Below are 21072 nucleotides of genomic sequence, written 5' to 3'. Positions count from 1 at the left end.
TTCGGACATTATTCGCGGATGGATATCGCCCAAATGCCCATCTGTCCGTATTGGGTGATTCCTTACACCCTGCCCCGGTCGCGGTGGAGATGGGTTCCGGTCCGTGACCAGGATCATATCCGTGACGTTCCGTGGCGGTGCCATGTATTCGAATTCCTTGTCCGACGCGGAGTTCGGAGATCGTTGTCGACACAGGGTGACCGGTAAAACCGGGTTAAATGCGAGTGCGACTTGTCGGTGGAAAAGCATCCCTTGTTCCACTCGCCCCACTCGCCTACGTTCACCCTCAATCCGGTCGGACCGCCGAATCCTGCCGCCGTCCGGAATTCTTATCGTCAAGCAATGCGTGGCAGGAGCGGGGGACCCAGGTAGTACGCCGATCCGGAACTCCGGAACGGCTTGGGGTGAAGTCGCGCGGTAAGTGCGACCGGGCATCTCCAGTCCGAACCCGACAGCTCACCTCGCAGGCGCCGGAGAGGAATTCGCCATGCCCGCGAAGGGTAAGCACCGCCGTCACAAGGCCAACAACCCGGTATCGCGCGGATTCATAGCCGCCGGTACCGGTGGAGCCGCCATCGCACTTCCGCTCATCGGTGCCACCGGCGCGCACGCCGCGCAGAAGGCCGCACCCGCCAGCGCGCCCGAGGCCGTCTCCCAGCAACAGCTCGGCGGGGAGCAGGCCGGCGCGAAGAAGGCCACCGCCAAGAAGAGTGCCGCCAAGACCCGGATCTACTCCGTGGTCCCGGGCGACTCCCTGTCGAAGATCGCCAAGGAGCAGCATGTCCGGGGCGGCTGGCACAAGCTGTACGCGGACAACCGCAAGGCCGTCGGATCCGACCCGTCGCTGATCCACCCCGGGCTCAAGCTGACCATCAAGACGAGGGGCGGGGAGCACACCCGTCCCGCGAAGCCGGCCGAGCCGTCCCACTCCTCCGACGGCGGTTCCTCGGACCCGTCGACCGCCACACCGGCCGACGACAACGGGGCGTCGACGCCCGCGCCCGCCGACACGCCGGAGCAGAGCAGCGACTCCGGCTTCACCACGCCGGTCGACGATCCGCAGATCGGCACTCCGTACCACGCCTCGGGCAGCAGTTGGGCCAGCGGCTACCACACCGGTGTGGACTTCCTGGTCGACACGGGCACCGAGGTGAAGGCGGTCGGCGCGGGCACGGTCGTGGCGGCGGGCTGGGGCGGCTCGTACGGCAACCAGATCGTCATCGAGCACAGTGACGGCCGCTACTCGCAGTACGCCCATCTCTCCTCCATATCCGTCTCCGAGGGCGACACCGTCAGCGAGGGCCAGCAGATCGGTCTCTCCGGCGCCACCGGCAATGTCACGGGTCCGCACCTGCACTTCGAGATCCGTACCGGACCGGACTACGGCTCGGACATCGACCCGCTGGCGTATCTCCGCGATCAGGGTGTCAACATCTGAGACACGGCCCCGTTCGAGGCATGGCAACGTCCTTTCTCCGCTCTCCGTCCGGCAGTTCCGTGCCGGACGGAGAGCGTTGGGCATATTCCCGCTTGGCCGAAAATTGACCAATGGTGTATCTCACCCCTCGTCAACCGTTTCTTACGGTCGCGTAGGTCACATCTGCGGGTGAAAGATGTGGTGTTGTGGCAGACGATTCGAGATCAAGAAGAAGAGGCGTATTCGGGTCGTACACGGCGATCGGTGACAGCTTCACGGAGGGCGTGGGCGATCCCGGACCCGATGGACGGTATGTCGGCTGGGCGGACCGGCTCGCGGTTCTGCTCGCCGATCAACTGGCTGACCGGCTCACCGATCCGGTGACCGGCGAGGCGGCCCTCCCGCCCGGTCCCGCGGACACCGTGCACGGAGATTTCCGCTACGCGAATCTCGCCGTACGCGGCCGGCTCCTCGACCAGATCGTCAGCGAGCAGATACCCCGGGCCAAGGAACTCGCCCCCGATCTGGTGACCTTCTGCGCGGGCGGCAATGACATCATCCGGCCCGGCACCGACCCCGACGATGTCGCCGAGCGCTTCGAGCGGGCCGTCGCCGATCTGACCGGGGCGGTCGGCACGGTCATGGTGACCACGGGCTTCGACACCCGGGGCGTGCCCGTGCTCCGTCATCTTCGCGGCAAGATCGCGACCTACACCGCCCATGTACGGGCCATCGCCGACCGCTACGACTGCCCGGTGCTCGATCTCTGGTCCCTCAAGTCCGTGCAGGACAGGCGGGCCTGGGACGGCGACCGGCTGCATCTCTCCCCCGAGGGCCACACCCGTGTCGCGCTGCGTGCGGCGCAGGTGCTCGGGTTCGCCGTGCCCGCCGACCCGGACCAGACATGGCCGCCGCAGCCGCCGCGCGGCACCTTCGAGGTACGGCGCGACGACATCAACTGGGCGCGGGAGTATCTGGTGCCGTGGATCGGGCGCCGGCTGCGCGGGGAATCCTCCGGGGACCATGTCGAGGCGAAGCGTCCCGACCTGCTGCCCCTGAACCGCTGACGGCGGGGCCGGCCCGGGGTGCCGGTCCGGCTGTCCGGCCGGCCGCCGCCGGGGTCAGCCGCCGCCGAGGTCGGCCGCCGCCGAGGCCGGCCGCCCCTCCGGCGCCCGGCGCTCCGAACGGGAATTTCACTCATCCGAATGGACCACGGAACGCCCGCGCATGGCCAGTCCCGGCCGGGGCGATAACCGGGCCGAAGGGGTCCTCCGGTGCGGCGCCGGCCGAGGGAAGGCCCGTATCACGGCGCTGTGGGTTCAGGGGGCTCCGATGGCGGAAAACGGCAGTGCGACTCTCGCGGCGGGGGCGGTCACCTTTGTCACCGCCAATGAGGACCGCGACTACGACACCGGGATCAATATCTCGGTCAGGACACCGGACGGTGTGGAGGCCGCCTCCATCTCCGTGCCGTTCGGCGAGTTCAAGGACGGGACGACGGCCGGTCCCTACCCTCTCGATGTGCTGACGGAGACCACGAAGGAGGGGCTGTCCAACGGGACCGCGACGGTCACCATCCATCCGAACGGGGACGACACCTGGCGGTTCGATCTACGGCTCCGGCTGCGGTTCTCCGACACGACGCATCTGTCGGTCAGCGCCGAGAACATCGAGCTGAACGATGACCGGAACACCACCCAGGTTCCCCTGGGCAGCCCGCCGAACTGATCCGTCCGGGAGCGGATCCCGGACCTGCGGGATCCGCTCCAGCACCCCGCCCGCGAAGATGTCGTACAGCGGCAGCGTCTCCAGATGCACATAGCCGATATGGCAGTCGCACACCGCCAGTGGACACGCCCGGGGAGCGAGCGCCTTCCGGTACGAACCGTCGTAGAGATTGCCCAGCTCGGCGCGGACGAAGTGGCAGCGCCGTACGGTCCCCTCGCCGTCCACCGAGATCACCGACTCACCGGTCCGGCAGGGCAGCCCGGCCGAGCTGTGGGGCCTGCGGCTGTACGGGAAGAGGGGATCGAGCTCCGTCCAGCGGGCGGCCTCCTCGTCCGTGTAGCTGTGCCCCTCGGCCGCGTTGATCCAGAGATAGATGTGCGCGGGCAGTTCGGCGCGCAGCCTGCGCGCGTGCTCAAGGTGTTCGTCGAGACCGACGACGCCCACACTGAAGCGGACGGAGCGGTCCGCGAGGTCATGGCACTTGGCGAGGAACCGGTCGTACGGCGTCTGCCCCGGGTGGTAGGTGCACCACAGCGCCAGTTTCTCCGGGTCGGCGCCGGCCAGCCAGTCGGTACGGCAGCTCAGATTCGTCTGGATGGCCACCCGCCGGACATGCGGCAGGTGCGAGAGCTCGCTGAGGGTCCGCCGGTACCAGGACCGGACCAGTCCTTCGCCCCAGGGCGTGAACAGCACCGACAGCCGGTCGTCCCGCCGCTCCGACACCCAGGCCGCGAACCGCTCCAGCGCGTCCCTGTCGGCGCGGAGCTGCTCACGGCTGTCGCGCCGCTTGGCGAAGGGGCAGTACGGACAGTCGTAGTCGCAGGAGGCGAGCGGACCGCGGTAGAGGATCGTCAGGTCCACGGGGCTCACTTCACCTCGTAGGCGGCCATCGCGGCCCGTACGGCGGGGGAGAAGAGCGCCGGACCCAGCGCGTCCGAGTACGCGAGCCCCTCGGGCGAGAGACGCAGCAGCCCGGGGTCCGTGCCCGTGTCCAGCCAGCCGAGCTCCGCGAACCGGTCCAGCTCGGCCGGGAAGTCCTCGGCCGGTACCGAGCCGAACCGCTCGCGGTAGCCGACCACCTCCATGCCCTGGGCCTGGAGGAGAGACTGGAGAAGATGGCGGCGGCGTGCCTCGTCCTCGTCGACCCGGCGGCCGACCTCCGCGCGGGAGAAGTCCTCCGTGGCCGTGTAGGTGTCGATGATGGTCCGTATCTCGCGCATGTCGACCGCGTAGTCGAAGGAGTAGTGGAGCCGCGAGGTGTACGAGCGGGCTCCGCAGCCGAGCCCGATCATGCCGTCGGTCTGGCACGCGTAGTCGTCCGCGCCTTGTGACGGGGCGCCGGTGCCGCTGCCGGGGCGGCGGAACATCCGCATGGACACCTGCTCGTACCCCTCGGCGAGAAGCCGGTCCCGGCCCTGCCGGTAGAGCCGCAGCCGCTGGGCGTCCCAGACGGCGTCGCTGCCCGCGCCCAGCCTGCCGAGACCGGTGAGCGGCCGTATGTAGAGGGGATAGAGATAGAGCTCCTCGGGCCGCCAGGCGAGCGCGGCGTCCAGGGAGTGGCCCCAGGTGCGCTCCGTCTGGCCGTCGATACCGTAGATCAGATCGATATTGAGGACCGGGATCCGGGCGTCACGGATACGGCCGAGAGCGGCCTCGACATCGGCGCGGCGCTGCGGGCGTACGGCGGCCCTCGCCTCCGCGTCGACGAAGCTCTGGACGCCGATGCTCAGCCGGGTGGCGCCGCGCTCGGCGAGCACGGCCAGCCGGTCGGCGGTCGCCGTCGCCGGGGAGGTCTCCACGGAGAGCGGGACGGCCCGCAGATCGGCACCCATCCGCCGCTCGGCGATGTCGCACAACCGCTCCAGCTCACCGGCGTCGAGGAAGGTGGGCGTACCGCCGCCGAAGGCCGCGGCGGCGAACCGTATCGCGTCGGTGCCCTCCTGATCCGGCCCGGTGAGGGCGTCGCGTACGGCGGTCGCCTGCCGGTCGAGCGCGTCGAGATAGCGCGTCGTGAGCTCGTCGGGGGCGCCGATGCGGGTGAAGAGATTGCAGAAGCCGCAGCGGACCTCGCAGAACGGTATGTGCAGATAGAGGGAGAGGGCGTCCTTGCGTTCACCGGCCCACAGCTCGCGCAGCGCCGGGCGGCCGGGCAGGGGGCGGTAGGCCGTCTTGTGCGGATAGGCGTAGACGTAACTCTCGTACGGGCGCGGTGCGGCGGCGCCGGTGGTGGTGGCCGTGTTCGCCGGGGCGGCTGTGCCGGCCGTGGTGGTGGCGCTGGTGGTGCTCATCGCGGGCCCCCGTGGTCCAGGAAGAAATGGGCGTACGGCACGGTCCAGACGGCCTCATGGCCCAGCCGGTGTCCGGTCCAGCCGTCGTCGCCATAGGTGGTGCCATGGTCGGAACAGACGATCGTGAAGCAGCGACGGCGGCTGCTCGCTGCGGCGAAGAGCCGGCCGATGTGCCGGTCGACATATTCGAGAGCGGCGGCGTGCGTGGCCCGTGAGTCGCCCGCCTCCCGGGTGGCACCGGGCAGATGGAACCAGTTGGGCTGGTGCAGCGCGGCCACATTGACGAAGAGGAAGAGCCGCCGGTCGCGGTCGAGACCGGCGACGGTCTTCTCCGCGCGGGCGATCTGGGCCTCGAAGGAGGCCGCGGACGCCACACCGAACTCGGGCTCCCAATGGCTCTCCTGGAAGAGTCCGGGCAGCACGGAGCCGAGCGCGCCCCGCCGGTTGAAGAAGCCGACCCCGCCGACGCACACCGTGTGGTACCCCGCCGCCGCGAGTCCCGAGACCAGATCGGGGGTGTCGAAGACGAACGTCCGGTCGGCGGTGGTCTCACTGCCCCCGAAGCGGGCGGCGAACAGCCGTGGATGGGAGCCGGGCACGGCGGGAGTGGGCAGAAAACCGGCGAAGATCGCCTGGTGCGAGGCATAGGTGAAGCTGCCCGGTGCGTGCCGCTTCTCCCAGCGTCCGCCCGGGAGATGGCGGGCGAGATGGGGGATACGGCCCGCGGCGGCGAGCTCCTCCGCGACATCGAAGCGCAGGGTGTCGAGGGTGACGAGCAGCAGATCGTCGCGCCCGACCACCTCGTTCATATCGGGTGTCGTCATGGTCATCGCGGGCATCTCAGGCGCGTCTCCGGTGTCGGCACGGTGTCTTCTCGGTCGTCCGTCCGGCGTGTCGCACGCTTCGGCAGGGCGGCGAGCTGGGCCGCGTAGGTGTCCAGGCCCTCGGCGCCCCCGCCGGGCAGGCCGGTGAGACCGGGCAGCAGATCGCCGAAGGCGTTGACCTCACAGACGGCGAAGCCGCGCCAGCCCCGGGCGGGCAGCAGATCGACGCCCACACAGTGGGTGTCCGGGAAACAGTCCGCGGCCCGTTCGCAGACCGTGAGTGCCGCGGACCAGCTTCCGCCAGCCGCCTCGATCGCGGCACGCGCCGCGTCGAGATCCCCTCTGAGCCCGCCGAGATGGAGATTGGTCATGGGGGAGGTGCTCGTACGCAGGACCGCGTGGGTGGCACGGCCCGCGACGACCACCACACGCAGATCGGCCGACCGGCCGTCCTGCACCGCCTTGGGCACCCACTGCTCGATATGCAGCCCGTCGGGCGCGAGGGTGTCCACGATCGCGGCCACCTCGCGCTCGGTCGTATAGCGCCGCACCCGCAGCGAGTTGAACAGCCGGCCCGCGCTGTCCCGCTCGACGGAGGTGGTGGCGCGCACCCGCCCCGGGCCCGCCGTCTCGACGGCGAGCACCCCGGACGCCGACGACCCGTGGGCGAGCTTGACGAACGCCCGGCGCAGCCCCGCCGCCGCCATCAGGGACCGTACGTCGTCCCAGCCGGAGACGGCCGGGACGCCGGGGCCCGAGGTGGGCGAGGCCGGAACCCGTACCCCCGCCTTGTCCAGCACCTCATGGCAGAGGCGCTTGTCGAAGAGGACCGCCAGCTCGTCCGGGGCGTCGAGCAGACCGGCCCCGGCGGCGGAGGCGGCCCGGCCCAGTTCTACGGCGGCGGCCGTGAACCCGGCGTACCAGCGGGCGGTCCCCTCGACCCTGGTGGGATCGTCCGTGCCGCGCAGCAGCCGCTCCACCTCGGGATCCTCGCCGGGGGAGTCGATCCGTACGGTCTCCCCGGCCTCGAACCGGGCCCCGCCGCGCAGCACATCGAGCCAGGGCACCACCCGGGCGGCGGGCAGCCCGGCGGCCCGGACGGCGTTCTGGAACAGGCTTATACGGCGGTTGCCGGGATTCCCGACGACCGCGAGACGTGGTGACGGCGGCATCGGATCACTCCGAGACGGCGGTGTAGCGGAAGCCCTCGTCGTCGTCGTCCACGTCCCCGCTCTCTTCGAGATCGACCTCCACCCCGGCCGCGCCGAGCGTGGCGAGAACGCGCTCGCGCAACGCCTCGCTCAGGTAGTTGTGGTGCAGATCGAGCTTCTTGAGATGGGTGAGCGGCTGGCCGGAGAGCAGGGCCTCCGCCCCCACGTCCCCGAGGGTGCCCATCGAGAGATCGAGGATCTCCAGAGCGGCGACGACCGGGGCGCCGGCCAGCGCGATCGCTATCTCGTCCTGGATCTCGCTGTTGCGCACGGCGAGATGGCGCAGCCGGGGGAAGCGCGAACCGGCCAGGATCGGCGCCAGATCGGCCACCTCGGTCGTCGCGCCGTACTCACTGACGCCGAGCCAGAGATCGAGATGCTCCAGCGCGGGCAGCTCGCTCGCGCCGACTCCCCGCACCACACCGGCGTTCAGACCGCCGGTCTCGATGGTCAGCGAACGCAGCCGCTCGTGCCGGACGGCGGGGAAGCGCAGTTCCTGGCCGCCGCGGACGCCGAATTCGACCAGTTCGGGGAAGGCGTCGAGCAGCGGGGTCACCAGCCCTTGATTGATCCAGGAGATCTCGCACTCCTCGCCGACGATATCGGCGAGGAACAGTGCGCGCAGCGCGGGCAGCCGGTCCCGTGCCGCCACCAGGGCCTCGATCACCGGCTCCGGACCCGACTCGTAGGCATCGCTCCAGGAGCCGACGATCAACGCCCCGACCCGCGTGGTGTCCACGGCCTCGGTGAAGCGGGCGAACGCCGCCTCCCACTGCTCCTCGGCCTCGTACGAGTCGACCGAGATCCGCCAGGCCACGGAACCGGGAGCCGGGAGCTCCGCCTTCGCGTCGGCGGCCGGGAAGTCGAACGCGGGCAGGCCGTGCAGCTCCTGCAAGTGGCCCGAAATGGTCATGGGGATGCTCCAGACAGCGGTGGCGCGGATCGGCTGATGTGGAGCAGTTCTACCAAGCACCACTGACAACACCCCTCCCGGGGCCGGTCGGCCGGTCGCCGCGGCGGATTGTCAGACCCCCCGTCTAGCGTCTTTCACAGGTTCGGCGCACTCGGCGCCGCCGGTGGAGGGGAGAGCCATGTACCGGCAGGGAGACGTGCTCATCGTGCCCGTCGCACAGGAGACGGTGCCGTCGTATCTCGTGGACGCGGCAGGCGTGTCCGGTGAGCCGAGGGACGCGCGGGGCCGGCTGGTCCTGGCGCTCGGCGAGGTCACCGGCCATGCCCACGCGGTCACCGGACCGGGCCGGCTGATCCGTGAAGCGGCCGACATGGCCGGGCCGATGTATCTCCATCTCCCGGACGGCGGGCGGGTGGTGCACGAGGAACACGCGGCGATACCGCTGCCCAAGGGGTGGTTCCGTGTGGTGCGTCAGCGCGAGTACCTGCCGGGCGCGGTGCGGGTCGTCGCGGACTGAGCGGGACGAGCGGACGGGCGGACGGGCGGACCGGCGCCGGGACGGCGACGGACGCGAGCTCGGGCCAATGGCAACGGGCACGAGCACGTACACGGGTTCGGGCACCGGCACGGGCACGGGCACGGAAGAACACTGGACAGGGATGACAGGGGACGGGGCTTCAGACATGAGCGACATGGACAAGTGGCGGGCCGTCGCGGCGGCGACGGGCGAGTCGGACCGGTCGGCCGCCGAGAGCGGAGTGCGGCTCGCCTACCGCAGGGCGGGGCTGGCGGAGCCGGAGCGGATCATCTGGGCCGGATCGCCACTGGCAGGGGTGGAGCTGGCGCGGGCGCTGGACGCGGGCCGGTCCGTGCGCGACGAGGTGCGCACCTACCCCTGGGCCGAGGAACGGCGCAGGGTGCATGACGCCTTGGGACCGGCCGGCTGGGCCGAGCACTGGAGCGCCACCGGCGCCCGGCTCTGGGACTCCGGCCGGGCGCTCGCCGACCGGATCAGGACCGGGGTGGTGGAGGCGCTCGCGGGGAAGCCCGCCGAGGCGGCCCGGATCCGTGCGGTGCTGCTCGACGCGGTGCTCGGGCAGCACGACGCGGCCTGGCTCGCGGCCTTCGACGGGCGTAGCGAACGCCTCGCGGGACTGGCCGAGGTGGCGCTGCACGCGGGCTGGTGGTGGCCGTACGAACGCGCCGTGGTGATCTGCGAGCGTCCCTCCGAACTCCACCGGGACGAGGCGGGCCGGCTCGACCGCGGCGACGGCCCCGCGCTCGCCTACCCCGACGGCTTCGCGCTGTACGCGTGGCGCGGGATGCCGGTCCCCGCCGCATTCCTCGGCGAGCTGGCGTCCCTGACTCCCGACCGGATACGCGACGAGGCCAATGCCGAGCTGCGCCGTGTGATGCTGGAGCACTACGGCTACGACCGCTATCTGAACGAGTCGGGGGCGGAGCCCGTCCATCGCGACGAGAGCGGTGTGCTCTGGCGGATCTCGCTGCGGCAGGACGAGGACGTCGCGATGGTCGAGGTGGTCAACTCCACGCCGGAGCCGGACGGCACGCACCGAACGTACTGGCTGCGGGTACCGCCCACCACCAGGACCGCGAAGCAAGGGGTCGCCTGGACCTTCGGGCTCGAAGCGGCGGAGTACGAACCGATACGCCAGACCTGAACGGCAGGGGCGGGGACGGGCCCCTGGACCGCTCAGCTCCGAAGTCCCCCTGAACGGTGTCTCTCAGCGATGTCCTCCAGCCGCGTCTCCGAGTGGCGTCGCTCAGTTCGTGGCGGGGCGGAGCCGGTCGGCGAGGAGCGCGTCCGGGCCGATCAGCGCCGCGTTGCCCCCGCCCGTACAGGCGTAGGCACCTGCCACCGCGCCGAGCCGGGCGCAGGCTTCGAGGTCCAGCCCGGCCAGCCGGCCGTAGAGGAAACCGCAGACGTACGCGTCACCCGCACCGTTGGAGTCCACCACCGGCGCGGGCGGCAGGGTCGCCGGGACGGGCCGGGGGGTGCGGCTGCCCTCACGGGTCATCAGATACGAACCGCCCGCGCCCGCCGTCGCGATCACTGCCTCGGCCCGGCCCTCGCGCAGGATCTCCCGCATCAGCGAGGCGATCCGCTCCCCGGCTCCGGCCGCGCTCAGGAAGACCAGATCGGAACGGAGGGCGAACTCCCTGTGATGGTCGGCGAGTCCGTCCCAGTCGTGCAGATCGGTCGAGACGGGGACACCGAGCGCCTCGATGTCGTCATAGAGGAAGCGGGCGAAGTCGGTGATCGCGAGATGGACATGACGGGCGCGCCGGAGGTGCGGCAGATAGAAGTCACGCGGCATACGGAGACCGGCGGGATCCCGGCCGTCGTAGAACGACATCCGGCGGCCCGTACGCTCCACGAGATTGACCGCGCGCCGGGTGCCGGCCGGGGAGATCAGCGCCTCGAAATCGACCCCGCCCTCCGCGAGCCGCGCACGGACCTGACCGCCCGTCCAGTCGTCCCCTATGAAGTCGAGGAACTTGACGTCCAGACCGAGCGCCCGGCAGCCGAGGGCCACATTGCCGCCGGTGTGGCCCGGCCATTCGAGGATCGGTCCGACCCCGACCGAATCGGCCAGCGGAACCGGCAGCGAGTCGACCCGGACGACGGTGTCCACCCCACTTCCCCCGACGACCAGCACATCGTGACCGAGCTGATCGGTCGGATCGGTCTGCTGCTCTGCCACAGTCTTCCGTCTCCCTGTCCGGTTCCGGATGTCCGGCGGCCCCGGTGTGGCCGCCGTTCTACTCTCCACGCCCGCCGAGTGCCGCGCGGTCGACGCCCAGTTCGCGGGCGAGTGCCTCGTCCGCCCACTCCAGCATGGTGGCGCGCGGCAGTGAACCCGCGTACGACGTCATCTGAACCGCCAGTCCGTCCAGCATGGCGGTCAGCCGCCCGGCCGCCGACACCGGGTCCGCGCAGACGAATTCGCCCGCCGCCGTTCCCTCGGCGACGACCTCGGCGAGAGCCGCCTTCCACTGCTGGTCGAGAGCGCGGGCCGGCTCACGCAGCGCGGGCTCGCGCAGCGCCGCCGCCCATCCCTCGATCCACAGCCGCCAGCCCTTGGCCTCGCCCGTCGGTGCGTACCAGCGGACCGCGTCGTGCAGTCGCTCCAAGGCGGTGGCGCGACGGCCGAGCAGCGCGCGCAGCCGGGCCAGATCGTCCTGTGCGGCATGGGCGAAGGCCGCCGCGACCAGCTTCTCCTTCGTCGAGAAGTGGTAGAGCACCAGCGCGCTGCTGACACCGAGCACGGCGGCGACATCGGAGATCCGCAACGCCGCCACGCCCCGGGCCTCGATCTGCCCGACGGCGGCACGGAGCAGCTCCTCGCGCCGCTCCGGCACACTCAGCCGTACTCTCGCCACGCGGTCACCCTATCGAGCTGAGGGGCCGTCATGCGGCTCACCGGTACCACCCGTACCGCTCCGCGATGACCGGCAGCCGTTCGGCGGCCATGGCGTGCGCGGCGGCACGCGGGGTGGTGCCGTCGGTCTCGGCGCGCGCCAGCATCCGGCCGGCCAGAGCGCGCATCGCCCGCCGGGTATGGGCGAACGACTCGTCCGCGCCGGGACCGATGTCACCGAAGAGGGTCCACCACCACCAGGCGTTCGTGGCGGAGTTGACCACGACATCGGGCAGCACCGTGACACCGCGCCGGGCCAGCAGTTCCTCCGCCTCGGGCAGTACGGGCATATTGGCCGCCTCCACGATCCAACGGGCCTTGACCGCGGCCTGGTTGCCGGTGTCGACGGCGTACGAGACAGCCGCGGGCACCAGCACCTCCGCGTCGGCGGAGAGCCAGGCGTCGCCCGGCAGCTCCCGGTCCCCGGGGCGCAGCGCGGCGCGGTCGACCGTGCCGTACGCGTCCCTGGCGGCGAGGAGCGCCTCGACGTCCAGGCCGTCCGGGTGGGCGATGGTCCCTTTGACATCGGCCACGGCCACGATCCGCAGCCCCGCCCGGGACAGAAAGCGTGCCGTCGCCCCGCCCATGGTGCCGAGCCCCTGGACAGCGACGCGCGTCCCCTCGGGGGCGACCCCCGCCCGGTCGAGGGCGGTGAGCACCGACTCGGCGACCCCGCAGCCGCCGACAAGGGCGTCCAGCCCGATGCCGTCGACCTCTGTCGCGAAGGCGTCGGCAAGCCGCCGCCGTGCCGCTCGCTCGTCGTCGAGCAGCGGGTGGACCGCCTGGACGGTGGAGACGAGACCGGCCTCGGCGGCGGCCCGGTCCACGGTCTCCTGGGTCAGGCCCAGATCCTCGCCGGTGGTCCAGAAGCTCTCTATGTACGGCCGGGTGGCACGCAGATAGCGGACCAGCAGACCGTACGCGCAGGGGTCGCGCGGATCGCAGTCGATACCGCCCTTGGCGCCGCCCAGCGGCACATAACGCGCCGTCGGATCGTCCGCGTCGAAGTGCAGGGCCTCCTTCATGGTCATCCCACGGGCCAGTCCGGTCACTTCCTCCAGTGAGCACCCCGCGCGCATCCGCAGCCCGCCACTGGCGACCCCGCGTACCAGCCGGTCCACGACCAGATATCCCTGCCGGCCGGTCACCTGGTCCGTCCAGGTGAGGGAGATCAGCGGGGCCGCCGGGGAAGCGGACGGATTCATCGGACGGTCTCCTCGGGGACGTGATCACGGTGACAGGAGCGATCACGGCGCGCGGTGATCGAACGCGCAACTGAATCGCCAGTCAGTATCGAGACGGTGATCGCCCCTGTCAAAGTTTCCGTCCCGTGGTATGGCCCGGGATCGCCCCGGATCGGGCCGACTTCGTAAGCGTGTACGGGAATCCTGGGGGCACCGGCGTCGTTGTAGGGCCGTGCGCCGGGGCGGAGGACGGTCCGGTCCGTTCGCCCCGCACAGAGATACCCGCCCAGACATAATGGGACAACACCGAACCTCCAGGAGGTGCTGTGACAGCCGCTGGTTCCACCCCTTCGTTGCGCTCCCGGCTGCGCTCGCTGCGACCCGCGGCCTTCGGGGCCGACTCGGCAGGAGCGAGGCTCGAGCGGATCCACCGCTCGCCCAACTTCGCCGACGGGGTGTTCCAGAACCCGGTGGGTGCCAGGACCAGACCCTCGGGCTCGGGTCTGGAGTTCGCGAAGGTCTACTTCCAGAAGGAAGCGCGGGCCCGGCGGGCTCCGAGCGGCACCATTCCGGTGCACGCCACGACTCTCGCGGACCTGGCCGTGCCCCCGGCCTCCGGGCTGCGGCTCACCTGGATGGGCCATTCGAGCGTGTTCGCCGAAATCGACGGCCGGCGCGTGCTCTTCGATCCCGTGTGGGGCGACCGGTGTTCGCCCTTCGCCTTCGTGGGCCCCAAGCGGCTGCACCCGGTGCCCGTACCGCTCTCCTCGCTCGGTCCCCTCGATGTGGTCGTGATCTCCCACGACCACTACGACCATCTTGATCTGCCCACGATCAGGGCCCTGGCGGCCACGGACGCGGTCTTCGCGGTACCGCTCGGTGTCGGCGCCCATCTGGAACGCTGGGGGGTGCCCGCGTCCCGGCTGCGCGAACTCGACTGGAACGAGTCCACGGAGATCGCGGGCATCCGGCTCACCGCCACTCCGGCGCGGCATTTCTGCGGTCGTGGTCTGCGTAACCAGCAGCACACGCTCTGGGCGTCCTGGGCCGTGACCGGGCCCGAGCACCGCGTCTACCACAGTGGGGACACCGGCTACTTCGCCGGTTTCCAGGACATCGGCGCCGAGCACGGCCCGTTCGACGCCACCATGATCCAGATCGGTGCCTACAGCGACTACTGGCCGGACATCCATATGACCCCGGCCGAGGGTATGCGCGCCCATCTCGATCTCCAGGGGGGCCGTCCCTCCGGCGTCATGCTCCCGATCCACTGGGGTACGTTCAACCTCGCCCCGCACCCGTGGGCCGAGCCCGGTGAGGGCACGATCACGGCGGCGGCCGAGGCGGGCGCGGGAATCGCGCTGCCGCGCCCCGGCGAGCCCTTCGAGCCCACCGGCCAGGACATTCCCACCGCGCCGTGGTGGCGGTCCGTGGCGATCGTCCCCGAGGACGGCTGGCCCGTGATCTCCACGGAGGTCGCGGGAGAGGGCACCATCACCGCGGCGGGTACGGGAAAGAGCGGGGGGACCGCCGAGAAGGCGCCCTCCGCGTAACGGCGCTGATCCGGCGCGTATCACCGGGCGAGGGCCCTGCGGGTCGGCGGTGCGACGAGGCCGGCGTGCGACGAGGCCGACGTGTGACAGGTTCGGCGTGCGGCGGGGTCGGCGGTGCGGCGTTTCCGTGCCGAGCCCGGCGGTCCTGTGATCGGCCGTGTTGTTCTCCGGCCCTGTGGTCCTGTGGTCCGGGTCGTCAGACCTGGACCACAGGCACCCCGCGCTCCTCGAACCGCGCGATCCGCTCCGGTGCGCCCGTGTCCGTGATCAGCGTCCCGATGTCCTCCACCGGACAGATCCGGGCGAAGGCCCGCGCGCCCAGCTTCGAGCTGTCCGCCACGACCACCAGTCGCTCCGCCCGCTCGGCGAGCAGCGCGTTGATGCTCGCTTCGTGCTCGTCGCGCGCACCGGCGCCCGATTCCGCGTCGACGGCGTCCACCCCGATGAAGGCGATGTCCAGACTGATCTCGCCCAGGATGTGCCGAGCCAGTGGGCCGACCAGTTCATACGACTGGGGCATCGCGACCCCGCCCGTGGTGACGATCTTGATATGAGGGCGTACCGCCAGCTCATGGGCGATGTTCAGGGCATTGGTGACGATGGTGATCGCGGGGTCGTCGGGGGTGCCCGTGAGGTCCGCGCGTGTGGCGATGGCCCTGGCCACCTCCGAGGTCGTCGTGCCGCCGTTCAGCCCGATCACCATGCCGCGCCGGGCCATCGCCGCGGCGGCCCGAGCGATGCGCTCCTTCTCCGCCGCGTGCCGTACCGCCTTGTACCGCAGCGGCAGGCCGTACGAGACCGAGTGCGCGACCGCCCCGCCCCGGGTCCGCGTCAGTAGCCGCTGCTCGGCGAGATGGTCGAAATCACGGCGGACGGTCGCCACGGACACCCCCAGCTCGGCGGCGACGGCGTCGACCTCCAGCTGACGCCGTTCGGTCAGCAGCTCCAGCAAGGCCATGTGCCGCTCGTGGCGATTCACCGCGCTCCCTTCGTTACCAGTCCCCGGACGCAGCCACCGGGCCGGATCCCGGCCCCTGGGCCGGATCCCGACCCCTGGGCGCCTGGATCGTGCTGATCGTAACGTGCGCGATCCTTGCTTGTTACTGCTCGTAAGTATCTCCTAGCATGCGGAATCAATCAGGTGTCCGACGCAGGGGAGTGGAGACGCGCATGACGCATGTGCAGACGGAACTGGCCACCCAGCCCGAATCCTGGCGCCGGGCCGCGGCGCTCGTGGACGAGGTGCGCGAGCGGCTGCCCAGGCCTGGTGAGCGTACGGCCGTGGTCGGCTGCGGCACCTCGCTGTTCATGGCCCGTGCCTACGCCTCGCTCCGCGAGGAGGCGGGACTGGGTGAGACCGACGCCTTCGCCGCCTCCGAGTTCCCCGCCCGCCGTCGTTACGACCGGATCGTGGCGCTGACCCGTTCCGGCACCACGACCGAGGTGCTGCGGCTGCTCGCCGAGGTGCGCGGTACGGCCCGTACGACAGCGATCACGGCGGATCCCGCCACCCCGGTGCGCTCGGCGGCCGACGAACTGGTCGTCCTCGACTTCGCCGACGAACGGTCCGTCGTCCAGACGCGGTTCGCCACCACGGCCCTCACCCTCCTCCGGGCCCATCTCGGTCTGCACTCCGACGCCGTGGTCGCGGACGCGGAGACGGCTCTCAAGGACCCGCTCCCGGCGGGCATCACCGACTGCGCGCAGTTCACGTTCCTCGGCCGGGGCTGGTCGGTCGGGCTCGCGGAGGAGGGGGCGCTGAAGATGCGGGAGGCGTCCCTCGCCTGGACCGAGGCGTATCCGGCGATGGAGTACCGCCACGGTCCGATCAGCGTCACGACCACCGGAACGGCGACCTGGTCGCTCGGTCCCGTCCCCGAAGGACTGGCGGAACAGGTACGGGCGACCGGTGGGCTGTGGGTGGCGGGCCGGCTCGACCCGCTGGCCGAACTGGTACGGATCCAGCGGCTCGCGCTCGCCCTCGCGGACAGACGCGGCCTCGACCCGGACAGCCCGCGCCATCTCACCCGTTCCGTGATTCTCCCTTCCTCGTGAGCCACTGACCGTTCGTCATCCACCGCCGTTATCCACCGCTCGCTATCCACCGCCCGTCGTCTCGATGTATCTACTTATCCGATACATCTGAGTATCCGCATATCCACATATCCGTATCTGTCCCCGTGGGGAGTTCGGCCCGGCGTTCCACGCCGGGCCGATTGCTGTATTTCGCGCTGATGTGCGAGGACTCATACCGGAGCGGGATGCTCTGTGGGCAAGTTCGTCAACTGTCCACCGTGGATGAACGTGCGGCGACTACCGTGTGTGCTCGGTGATCAACGGAGGGCTCCCGCGGTACGCGCGGGTCCCGCCGTCGCCCACCGTCCGGAACACCAGAACGCTCACCAGCACGCCCAGCAGTACGCCCGTCAGCACGACCACCAGCAATCAGCACGACGCCGATTCCCGGGGCCCCACGTACCGAGGACACTGATGTCTCAACTTCGCGCACCCGCCGCGCGGCCGGAGCGCCGCGAGGGCGGGCGGCACGGCAGGCCGGGCGCCCGCTCGCTGTCCGCGGCGGCCAGGCGGACCCCGCCGCCGCCCCCCGATGTCCGTATGCGCCCTCAGCTTCTGCGTACCGCAGTCCTTCCCGCGATAGTCGCCGCGCTGAGCGGTGCCGCCGCCGTGGTGGTCGTTCTCCGCTCCGCCGCGGCCGAGCCGACCGCCGAGATCTGGACGGCCCTGGTCGGCACGGCGCTGGTCGCCTTCGCCGCCATCGGCGCGGCGGCGCTGGGGGCGGAACGCACCGCCAAGTCCATCGTCGACCGCTGCGAGGCGCTGCGCCGGTCCAGCGCGCGCGGGCAGGCGGATCTCCGTACGGTCGTCGAGCAGCTCAGACGCGGCGAGCGCCTTCCCGAGCGCCATACGCCGCCTCCGCCCCCGGCCGAGACCCCCACCGGGGATGAACTCGACCTGCTGGCAGAGGAGTTGGGCCGATCGCACGAAGCGGCCGTCACCGCCGTCGTACAGGCGTCCAGACTCTCCAGCAGCGTCGGCAATGAACAGAAGGTCGAGGTCTTCGTCAATCTCGCCCGCCGGCTCCAGTCGCTGGTCCACCGTGAGATCCAGCTCATCGATGAACTGGAGAACCAGGTCGAGGACCCCGAACTGCTGAAAGGCATCTTCCACGTCGACCATCTCGCCACCCGGATCCGCCGGCACGCCGAGAATCTCGCCGTCCTCGGCGGGGCCGTCTCCCGGCGCCAGTGGAGCAAGCCGGTCATCATGACCGAGGTGCTGCGTTCGGCCGTCGCCGAGGTGGAGCAGTATCCACGGATCAAGCTGGTACCGCCGATCGACGGCACCCTGCGCGGCCATGCCGTCGCCGATGTCATCCACCTCCTGGCCGAACTGGTCGAGAACGCCACGCTGTTCTCGTCCCCGCACACCCAAGTGCTGCTGCGGGCCCAGTATGTGACGGCCGGGCTGGCCATCGAGGTGGAGGACCGGGGTCTTGGAATGCCGCCCGGCGAGCAGCAGAGGATGAACGCCCTGCTCGCCCGTCCCGATCAGGTGAATGTGGCGCATCTCCTCCAGGACGGGCGGATCGGGCTCTTCGTGGTCTCGGCGCTGGCGCGCAGACACGGGATCGCGGTGCGGCTCCAGTCCAATATCTACGGTGGTGTCCAGGCGGTGCTGGTGCTGCCGCAGGCGCTCCTCGGCTCGGAGCGGACGGAACCGGACGGTTATGCGCCGGTACCGGACGGTCAGCCGCCCGCGCCCGCGCCGAGGACCGCACCCACACCCGGGGCTGTTCCGACGCACGGGACCATGCCCATGCCCGAGAGCACCGTCGTGCCCGTACCGCGGCAGTATGTGTCGGCGCCACCGCAGCCCCTGCCTCCCCAGCCTCTACCACCCCAGCCGCCGCAGATGCAGCCCCAGCAGCCCCAGGCGCAGCAGCCGCAGCCGGTGTACGAGGCACCGCCGGGGCCCGCCGTCGCACCGGGCGTACCAGCCGAGCCGGCCGTACCACCCGTGCAGGGTGTATCGGGCGCGGCGACCGCGCCCTCCGCACCCGCCGGACCGGTCCCTCTGCCCGTACGCGGCGCGCAGACCGACCGCCCCACGCCCGCCGCCGCGCGCCCCGGCGCCCGCCACGGCCACCGCAGACGTCCCGTCGCCCCGGCGGCGCCCGCCACCTCACCCGCCGTCCCGTCGTCGGCCGACCCCGCCGTCCCCTCGGCCGAACCCGCCGGCGACGGCACGATCCGCGCCACCAGGAGCAGGCCCCAACTGCCCAAGCGCCGGGGCCAGGAGCATCTCGTCCCACAGTTGCGGGACGGGCCCCCGCCCCCGCCCGCGGCGGAGCCCACGCTCCATGACCCCGGGCTGATGGCCGCCTTCCGGCGGGGCATCGGCCTCGCCGAGTCCCAGCCCGTGGCGCGCTCCGCGGAACAGCCGGAACCGCGGCGCCACGACACCACCCCCAAGGAGTAGATGCACCATGGCGAGCGATGTGCCGACCGGCCATGTCTCTGATCTCGACTGGCTGTTGAGCGGTCTGGTCCAGCGTGTCCCGTACACCCGCAGCGCGGTCCTGCTCTCCTCCGACGGCCTGGTGAGATCCATGCACGGCATGGACTCGGACAGCGCCGACCACATGGCCGCCCTCGCCTCCGGTCTGTACTCCCTGGGCCGTAGCGCGGGGGTGCGCTTCGGGGACGGCGGCGAGGTCCGTCAGGTCGTGGTGGAACTCGACTCCACCCTGCTCTTCGTCTCCACGGCGGGTTCGGGCACCTGCCTGGCCGTACTGGCCGGACGTGAGGCGGATGCCGCGGTGCTGGGCTACGAGATGGCCATGCTGGTCAAGAGCGTACGGCCGTATCTGGCCACTCCGCTGAGACAGACGGCCGGCTCCATCCCGGGCGCTCCGGGGCGCTGACGGTGCCGGTCCCGAAGGAAGGTCCCCTGCTCGACGGCGCGGCCGGCCGGCTCATCCGCCCGTACGCCGTCAGCGGGGGCCGTACCCGGCCCACGACATCACTCGATCTGCTGACACTGGTGAGGGCCACGGGGCTGGTACCTCCGCCGGATCTGGGCCCCGAGCATGCCCAGGCTGTCGGCCTCTGCGGGGGGCCGACCTCGGTGGCGGAGATCGCGGCCCATCTCGGGCTCCCCGCGACGGTCACCAAAATCCTGCTCTCCGATCTGGTGGACTGCGGGGCGATCACCGCACGACCCCCCGACAGTTTTGACAACCCCACCGACCGTTTCCTGCTGGAGGCAGTGCTCGATGGTCTACGACGACAGCTCTGAAGCCCTCCCCGAATCCTCTCCCCGGCCCTTTCCCACCGCGCTGAAGATCCTTGTCGCCGGCGGGTTCGGGGTCGGCAAGACGACCTTCGTGGGAGCGGTCAGCGAGATCGCGCCGCTGAGTACGGAGGAGCTGCTGACCCAGGTCGGCGCGGAGACCGACGATCTGACGGGCGTCGAGACGAAGACGGCCACCACGGTCGCCATGGACTTCGGCCGGATGACACTGGACGAGCGTCATGTGCTCTATCTCTTCGGCACACCCGGCCAGGAGCGCTTCTGGTTCATGTGGGACGAGCTGTCGCGGGGCGCGCTCGGCGCGATCGTGCTGGCCGACACCCGGCGGCTGGACTACTCGTTCTCCGCGGTGGACTTCTTCGAGCAGCGGGGGATCGGATTCGTCGTCGCCGTCAACGAGTTCGACGGTTCCTACCGCTATGGGGCGGAGGAGGTACGGGCCGCCATGGACCTCAGACCGGAGGTGCCGATCGTGCTCTGCGACGCCCGTATCGCCAGCTCCGGCATCCAGACCCTGGTCACACTGGTTCAGCATCTCCTCACCGCGTCACCGTCACCGTCATCGGCACTGTCGTCGTCATCGGCAGCGACTCCGGCTCTGTCACCGGCTCCGGTCGAATGACACGGCCACCACGGAGCACGGGCAGGAAGTACGACCCGATCGGACGTCTGCTCCTCACCCCTGTCGACGGGGACGCGCCCGAACGTATGGCGCGACTGCGCGAGCTCGGGCTCGGGGAGCGTCCCGAGCCGGTCTTCGACGCCTTCGCGCGGGAACTGGGACAGTTGACCGGCGCTCCGTACGCGATGGTCAACTTCGTCGGCGAGGAACGCCAGTTCTTCGCCGGGCTGCACGCGCCGCCCGGCGCGGGTGACGGCCGGTTCATGGGCAGGGACCTCGGCTACTGCCCGTATGTGGTGGTGCGGCGCAAGGCGCTCGTGCTGGAGGACGTACAGGACTTCCCCCGGTTCGCGGCGAACGCGCTCGTCGACGAGATCGGTATCCGCTCCTATCTGGGGGCGCCGCTCATCGACCGTACGGGGCTGGCTCTGGGCACCGTCTGCGTGGCCGACACCGAGCCTCGGCGCTGGGGCCGTTCGGGCCTGGACACCATCAAGTCGTACGCCGCGGAACTGATGATACGGATCCACCGCAGGGAGGACGGGCTGCTCTGAT

The 21072-nt window shown here is 70.9% G+C and carries 21 protein-coding genes and 1 riboswitch; of the genes, 12 read left to right on the top strand and 9 right to left on the bottom strand.

What is annotated here, in order from left to right:
• Nucleotides 1–323: 323 nt before the first annotated feature.
• Nucleotides 324–483: riboswitch (cyclic di-AMP (ydaO/yuaA leader) on the top strand.
• A 4-nt stretch (nt 484–487) separates the two neighbouring features.
• The 3 genes from OG214_RS04800 to OG214_RS04790 all read left to right on the top strand — a co-directional run bounded on the left by OG214_RS04800 (nt 488) and on the right by OG214_RS04790 (nt 3145).
• Nucleotides 488–1438 (top strand): peptidoglycan DD-metalloendopeptidase family protein, encoded by a 951-nt coding sequence (locus OG214_RS04800; protein ID WP_363086234.1) that lies wholly within the window; start codon nt 488–490, stop codon nt 1436–1438.
• 185 nt (nt 1439–1623) lie between these two features.
• Nucleotides 1624–2484: an SGNH/GDSL hydrolase family protein gene (locus OG214_RS04795; RefSeq protein WP_405983894.1), complete on the top strand. Its 861-nt coding sequence runs from the start codon at nt 1624–1626 to the stop codon at nt 2482–2484.
• 265 nt (nt 2485–2749) lie between these two features.
• Nucleotides 2750–3145, top strand: coding sequence for a hypothetical protein (locus OG214_RS04790; protein ID WP_363085350.1), 396 nt, complete (start codon nt 2750–2752; stop codon nt 3143–3145).
• Here OG214_RS04790 and OG214_RS04785 read toward each other — a convergent pair.
• The 5 genes from OG214_RS04785 to OG214_RS04765 are packed head-to-tail and all read right to left on the bottom strand — an operon-like array spanning nt 3029 to nt 8381.
• The gene (locus OG214_RS04785) at nt 3029–4006 is read right to left on the bottom strand and encodes an STM4011 family radical SAM protein (protein WP_405983893.1); all 978 of its coding nucleotides are present in this window, start codon (nt 4004–4006) and stop codon (nt 3029–3031) included. The genes OG214_RS04790 and OG214_RS04785 overlap by 117 nt on opposite strands.
• A 5-nt stretch (nt 4007–4011) precedes the next feature.
• Nucleotides 4012–5433 (bottom strand): STM4012 family radical SAM protein, encoded by a 1422-nt coding sequence (locus OG214_RS04780; RefSeq protein WP_405983892.1) that lies wholly within the window; start codon nt 5431–5433, stop codon nt 4012–4014.
• A complete protein-coding gene (locus OG214_RS04775) occupies nt 5430–6242 on the bottom strand; it encodes an STM4013/SEN3800 family hydrolase (protein WP_405987429.1) in 813 nt (270 codons plus the stop codon). Before OG214_RS04775 ends, OG214_RS04780 begins: the two co-directional genes overlap by 4 nt.
• Before the next feature lie 17 nt (nt 6243–6259).
• Complete coding sequence (locus tag OG214_RS04770) at nt 6260–7429, bottom strand: STM4014 family protein (protein ID WP_405983891.1); 1170 nt, start codon at nt 7427–7429, stop codon at nt 6260–6262.
• A 4-nt stretch (nt 7430–7433) separates the two neighbouring features.
• Nucleotides 7434–8381, bottom strand: coding sequence for an STM4015 family protein (locus OG214_RS04765; protein WP_405983890.1), 948 nt, complete (start codon nt 8379–8381; stop codon nt 7434–7436).
• Between the two features lie 178 nt (nt 8382–8559).
• Here OG214_RS04765 and OG214_RS04760 point away from each other — a divergent pair, with 178 nt between their 5' ends.
• Both OG214_RS04760 and OG214_RS04755 read left to right on the top strand, forming a co-directional pair.
• Nucleotides 8560–8898 carry a hypothetical protein gene (locus tag OG214_RS04760; protein WP_363085355.1) on the top strand — a complete coding sequence of 113 codons (339 nt, stop codon included), beginning with the start codon at nt 8560–8562 and terminating at the stop codon, nt 8896–8898.
• Nucleotides 8899–9064: 166 nt separating this feature from the next.
• A complete protein-coding gene (locus OG214_RS04755) occupies nt 9065–10063 on the top strand; it encodes a DUF6745 domain-containing protein (RefSeq protein ID WP_405983889.1) in 999 nt (332 codons plus the stop codon).
• Nucleotides 10064–10165: 102 nt separating this feature from the next.
• On the opposite strand, the gene OG214_RS04750 is transcribed toward OG214_RS04755, so the two are convergent.
• From OG214_RS04750 to OG214_RS04740, 3 genes are all read right to left on the bottom strand, one after another.
• A complete protein-coding gene (locus OG214_RS04750; RefSeq protein WP_363086132.1) occupies nt 10166–11059 on the bottom strand; it encodes a PfkB family carbohydrate kinase in 894 nt (297 codons plus the stop codon).
• A gap of 106 nt (nt 11060–11165) precedes the next feature.
• On the bottom strand, nt 11166–11786 hold the full coding sequence (locus OG214_RS04745; RefSeq protein ID WP_363086131.1) for a TetR/AcrR family transcriptional regulator: 621 nt from the start codon (nt 11784–11786) through the stop codon (nt 11166–11168).
• Nucleotides 11787–11823: 37 nt separating this feature from the next.
• Nucleotides 11824–13029 carry a Glu/Leu/Phe/Val dehydrogenase dimerization domain-containing protein gene (locus OG214_RS04740; RefSeq protein ID WP_405983888.1) on the bottom strand — a complete coding sequence of 402 codons (1206 nt, stop codon included), beginning with the start codon at nt 13027–13029 and terminating at the stop codon, nt 11824–11826.
• 305 nt (nt 13030–13334) lie between these two features.
• Here OG214_RS04740 and OG214_RS04735 point away from each other — a divergent pair, with 305 nt between their 5' ends.
• Complete coding sequence (locus OG214_RS04735) at nt 13335–14561, top strand: MBL fold metallo-hydrolase (RefSeq protein WP_405983887.1); 1227 nt, start codon at nt 13335–13337, stop codon at nt 14559–14561.
• Between the two features lie 196 nt (nt 14562–14757).
• On the opposite strand, the gene OG214_RS04730 is transcribed toward OG214_RS04735, so the two are convergent.
• Nucleotides 14758–15540 (bottom strand): DeoR/GlpR family DNA-binding transcription regulator, encoded by a 783-nt coding sequence (locus tag OG214_RS04730; protein ID WP_363086044.1) that lies wholly within the window; start codon nt 15538–15540, stop codon nt 14758–14760.
• A 191-nt stretch (nt 15541–15731) separates the two neighbouring features.
• On the opposite strand from OG214_RS04730, the gene OG214_RS04725 reads away from it, so the two are divergent.
• From OG214_RS04725 to OG214_RS04700, 6 genes are all read left to right on the top strand, one after another.
• The gene (locus OG214_RS04725; RefSeq protein WP_405983886.1) at nt 15732–16616 is read left to right on the top strand and encodes an SIS domain-containing protein; all 885 of its coding nucleotides are present in this window, start codon (nt 15732–15734) and stop codon (nt 16614–16616) included.
• A 435-nt stretch (nt 16617–17051) separates the two neighbouring features.
• Nucleotides 17052–19061, top strand: a complete 2010-nt coding sequence (locus tag OG214_RS04720) for an ATP-binding protein (RefSeq protein ID WP_405983885.1) — start codon at nt 17052–17054, stop codon at nt 19059–19061.
• Between the two features lie 7 nt (nt 19062–19068).
• The gene (locus OG214_RS04715) at nt 19069–19506 is read left to right on the top strand and encodes a roadblock/LC7 domain-containing protein (protein WP_363084526.1); all 438 of its coding nucleotides are present in this window, start codon (nt 19069–19071) and stop codon (nt 19504–19506) included.
• A gap of 2 nt (nt 19507–19508) precedes the next feature.
• Nucleotides 19509–19880 (top strand): DUF742 domain-containing protein, encoded by a 372-nt coding sequence (locus tag OG214_RS04710; RefSeq protein ID WP_363084527.1) that lies wholly within the window; start codon nt 19509–19511, stop codon nt 19878–19880.
• On the top strand, nt 19858–20517 hold the full coding sequence (locus OG214_RS04705) for an ATP/GTP-binding protein (protein ID WP_363084528.1): 660 nt from the start codon (nt 19858–19860) through the stop codon (nt 20515–20517). The genes OG214_RS04710 and OG214_RS04705 overlap by 23 nt, the downstream gene beginning before the upstream one ends.
• Nucleotides 20514–21071 (top strand): GAF domain-containing protein, encoded by a 558-nt coding sequence (locus OG214_RS04700; protein WP_363084529.1) that lies wholly within the window; start codon nt 20514–20516, stop codon nt 21069–21071. The genes OG214_RS04705 and OG214_RS04700 overlap by 4 nt, the downstream gene beginning before the upstream one ends.
• The last annotated feature ends 1 nt before the right edge of the window (nt 21072 follow it).

The sequence above is a fragment of the Streptomyces sp. NBC_00872 genome (genome assembly GCF_045161915.1).
In the GTDB taxonomy this organism is placed as follows: domain Bacteria; phylum Actinomycetota; class Actinomycetes; order Streptomycetales; family Streptomycetaceae; genus Streptomyces.
This window is presented reverse-complemented; position numbering and strand designations above follow the sequence as displayed.